Source organism: Acidiplasma cupricumulans, assembly GCF_001402935.1.
In the GTDB taxonomy this organism is placed as follows: Archaea; Thermoplasmatota; Thermoplasmata; order Thermoplasmatales; family Thermoplasmataceae; genus Acidiplasma; species Acidiplasma aeolicum.
In genome coordinates this window covers 1-4002 of record NZ_LKBH01000050.1, presented here as the reverse complement: position 1 = coordinate 4002, position 4002 = coordinate 1, and the positions used below count along the sequence as shown (strand labels likewise).

Annotated in this window: 5 protein-coding genes and 1 tRNA gene; 3 read left to right on the top strand and 3 right to left on the bottom strand. The window is 31.9% G+C overall.

Annotated features, from left to right (window positions below; translation table 11 throughout):
* Positions 1-286: 286 nt before the first annotated feature.
* Positions 287-361: transfer RNA gene (locus AOG55_RS01815), tRNA-Glu, on the bottom strand.
* 144 nt (positions 362-505) lie between these two features.
* On the opposite strand from AOG55_RS01815, the gene AOG55_RS01810 reads away from it, so the two are divergent.
* From AOG55_RS01810 to AOG55_RS01800, 3 genes are read left to right on the top strand one after another with little or no spacing between them, the layout of a single operon-like run.
* Positions 506-1357 carry a hypothetical protein gene (locus AOG55_RS01810; protein ID WP_055040819.1) on the top strand — a complete coding sequence of 284 codons (852 nt, stop codon included), beginning with the start codon at positions 506-508 and terminating at the stop codon, positions 1355-1357.
* Positions 1358-1368: 11 nt separating this feature from the next.
* Positions 1369-2187 carry an ABC transporter permease gene (locus AOG55_RS01805; protein WP_055040818.1) on the top strand — a complete coding sequence of 273 codons (819 nt, stop codon included), beginning with the start codon at positions 1369-1371 and terminating at the stop codon, positions 2185-2187.
* Positions 2187-3080, top strand: a complete 894-nt coding sequence (locus AOG55_RS01800; RefSeq protein WP_055040817.1) for an ABC transporter ATP-binding protein — start codon at positions 2187-2189, stop codon at positions 3078-3080. Before AOG55_RS01805 ends, AOG55_RS01800 begins: the two co-directional genes overlap by 1 nt.
* Here the strand turns inward: AOG55_RS01800 and AOG55_RS01795 are convergent.
* Both AOG55_RS01795 and AOG55_RS01790 read right to left on the bottom strand, forming a co-directional pair.
* The gene (locus tag AOG55_RS01795; protein WP_055040816.1) at positions 3068-3568 is read right to left on the bottom strand and encodes a hypothetical protein; all 501 of its coding nucleotides are present in this window, start codon (positions 3566-3568) and stop codon (positions 3068-3070) included. The two genes, AOG55_RS01800 and AOG55_RS01795, sit on opposite strands and share 13 nt — an antisense overlap.
* A partial coding sequence (locus AOG55_RS01790) for a ribbon-helix-helix domain-containing protein (RefSeq protein WP_055040815.1) occupies positions 3555-4002 on the bottom strand: 448 nt, incomplete at its 5' end. The genes AOG55_RS01790 and AOG55_RS01795, both read right to left, overlap by 14 nt.

Here is a 4002-nt window from a genome sequence, read left to right as displayed (position 1 = left end):
TGCCATATCCCACTAATAATTTTCAAATTAATAAATATGACAATTGTCGAACAAATTATGAAGGTTTGGACACGCTAATCCATATTAATATGGATTATATCCATGGTTATTCTTGTATATGTCCTCGAAAAATTGTATGAAACTTCAGGTAAAAGAAACCAGTACACACTTGAGGATATTTTTAAATAATTTTTAACTTCTAATCAAAAAGATGAGCACATTAGTGCATTTGTAAATTATTAAAATGCAATATTCTTTTAATTTATTTTAAAAATTTACAAAAAAATGCTCCGGTCGGGATTTGGACCCGAGTCGGGGGATTGAGAGTCCCTAATGCTTGGCCGGACTACACCACCGGAGCCTCCATTCTGTATTTTTTCCTGATATATAAGTTATTTCAATATCCATTCATGGAATATAAAAATAAAAGCTGTAAATTTGTATGAATTTAATATATTATATTTTAAAGGCAAACTATATTTACAACAATTTAATTGTTATATAAATGAGTCCCAGGACATTTAAAATTATTGTAATATCGGTGGCATTAATATTAATTATTCCAGCCTCGGTACTGGCCTTTAATTATTATAAGGAAGAAAAAAAATTAGATTCAAAAAATCCATTTGATTATATACCATCAAATTCAACAGCCGTGGCAACGGTTAACCAAAACAATTCAACCTTTTATATTTATGATGTGCATGGATCCCTTGGCATAATAGCAAATATTTCATACAACATACTTCCAAGCAACAGTACTAGAATTTTTTCACCGTCTGGGACTTCAACTTATGCATCAATGCTAAAAAATATAACTGTAGAAACAATGGTAATGCAGCAGACAACAGTTTATGAGGTAAAGAACCTTGACATAGGGCAGATAATTAGTGGAATTGCAAAGACAAACCTAACCGCACTAATATCAAATGAAAGCACAAATGTTTATATTTATACTATATTAAATACATATGTTGTCATGGGTGAAAAGGAGGCAATAAATGATTCACTTTACTCACATATACATAATTATACGGCTAAACCCATTGAAAAATACCTAAACATGAATATTAATTCATCAATATATTATAATCTGAGCTCATCAGGTATTGGTGCAAGCTACATGACATTAAATATTACAGAAAATAAAACGTTGATAAACATGCATTTTAATTCATCAACCGATGCATTAATATTTGACCTGGCATTAAATGCAGCGCTTAGAGCGAAAAGCAATGTAACCAGTGTTCTTGGCAGGCCCACAGTTATATCCAGTGGAAACAATTTAATAATAAAATATAACAAAGGTTTTAGCGATATCGGTATACTAATTAAAGCCTTAAATATAAAATCGTAATTTGATGATGCATGTCAAAATTGTTAACAGTTTATTTACAGTACATAAAAAATTATTACAGGTCTAAAAGCTTTTTTCTTATGCTTTTTTTGATTATTATAATCAGTGCAATGATGGTTTATTTTTCTTTTAAGTATGTAAATGATCTTCCAAAAATTCTTGGTTCAAATGCCCTGCCATTGGACCTAAAAATTGCATTATTTTACTTTTTATGGTCATTAATATTGTTATACATACCTGTTTTTGCATCGGTATTTTTTGGTTCACCTGCAATTTCCTCAGAAATTGAGAATAAAACTGCATTTTATATATTTCCATTGCCAATAAACAGGCATAAACTCTTCGTTGGTAAATTCCTTGCCGCATTCAGTGTTACACTGGTCATAGTGCTTATTTATATAATAGTTGAGGCTGCCACGCTTTCATTTATATTTAAAAAACCACCTGAAATATATTTCTATTACTCATTGGTGCTCCTAATATTATTTGTGCTCTCAATGACATCATTAACCTTCATGATAAGCGCAATATTTAATAAAAACACCTATGCATATATATCTGTCCTTTTAATCTATTACATTGTTTTCTATGCAGGGTCCTTTATTATAGAACTTTTGTATAAAATAGACCCATTTTACCTTCTAAGCGATGCGGCAAGCATTATACAGAGGGTTTATGTGAATATAAACACAGAGGATTTTTTTGCAAGACAGAGCCTTGCGCCTGCACCCTTTCCAGACATTATGCTGGCAGGCCTTATTATGTTTGTATATTTTGTTGCAACATTTGTCATAGGCCTCTTTTTGTTTGATAGAAAGGAGGTGCAGTAATGGAGATTAGGCTTGATCATATAACCAAAAAATACGGGAAGATAACCGCACTAAATGATATAAACCTTACATTTTCTGGTACCGGATGCACCGGACTTTTGGGACCTAATGGTGCGGGAAAAACAACAATGCTAAAGCTCATGACAAATATAATCAGGCCAACTCATGGTGAGGTTACAATCAATGGCATAAATGTTTCAGATTATCCTGAAAGGGCACTGAGTTTTCTCGGGTCCTTAATAGAACAGCCAGAGTTTTATGGGTATTTAACATCCAGGGAAATACTAAATTTTACCGGAAAAATAAAAGGTTTAAAAAATGAGGAGATAAAATCAGAAATAGACAGGTTATCAAAAATAACACAGATTTCGGGGTTTCTTGACAGGAAAACTGGTGGATATTCAAGGGGCATGAAGCAGAGGCTGGCACTTTCTGTTGCATTGATGGGCAATCCCGAGATAGTTGTGCTTGATGAACCAACATTTGGACTTGACCCAAAGGGAATGAGCGAGATTCATTCATTAATTAAGGAGATATCAAGGGATAAGCTGGTTATTTTAAGCACTCACCTGTTATATGAGGCAAGGGATCTATGCAACAGGGTGATAATTATTAACAGTGGAACCATAGGCCATGATTCAAAAACTGAGGAAAACAGGGAAATGCTGAAAATTACACTGGAATCCGATTATAATAATGATCTTGATGGAAACATACACCCATTCAGGGTAAATGGAAATGAAATTATTCTGGAAAAACCACCTGATATGCACAACGATGAAATTATAAATATGCTCTCAAGAAATGGCATGCATGTTAAATATGTGGAAAAATATGATGACCTTGAGGAAATATATATATCATTAACAAAGGATAGCGGCTATGGTACATAATTTTCAAAAATATAATCAAAAAGCCTGTGTGGTGATGCATAGTTTGTTCCGTTAATATTGTAGTATTTTTTATGGATAACCTTTAAAAACGGTATTCCCTTTTTGGACATGTAATCATATATTTCCGAGAAGACATTCCTGTCATTATCAATGAATATGTACATTGCGGCATCCTCAATACAATTTAAGATATCAGCGGATATATTTTTTATTGACATGATTCTTACAAAGCGGTAATGATTCATGGCCCTGCCAGAGCTTATGCTTACCTTATCATTGTGCAGGATGTTTCTGTAACTGTAGTTTGTGTATTCATCAATATTTACCTTATTTAAACCCATTTCAATATAATAATATGTTGAATTTGCGGGCAGATTTCCATCCAATGATTTGTATATTCCGGAATGCATGGATATAAATGTAAAATAATTTATATCCTCTAAATTTCTGACTATATCAAGAAAACCATTTTTTTCATAACTCATCATACTTTTTTTCACCCTCCAGTGTTTTTTCTATTTTTTCTATTTCCTTATGCTTGGCCTCTATTAGACCTGAAATAATATTATTTCTCCATGCCTCATTTATTATTTCCTCATAGGCATCATCAAGGCTTTTAAAATAACCTGATGATACGGCCCTCTGAAGGCTTTTTTCAATAATTGGATTTACATGTAATGTGTTATTTTTTGAAATTATACCTATTCTTAGATTGGATATATATTCAAGAACTGCAAGCCTTATAAATTCCGATCTGTTTGTATAATTAGAATTTGTGGATAAAAAACTGTCAATTTCCTCAAGTTCCTCCTTTGATATTCTTAATGTAAGTTTTTCAGTTTTATCCCTCATTAAAAGTATAAGATTATAATAGTATATATTTTTTTCTTTTGTATGTACAAAAATATATTTTTGTATGTAT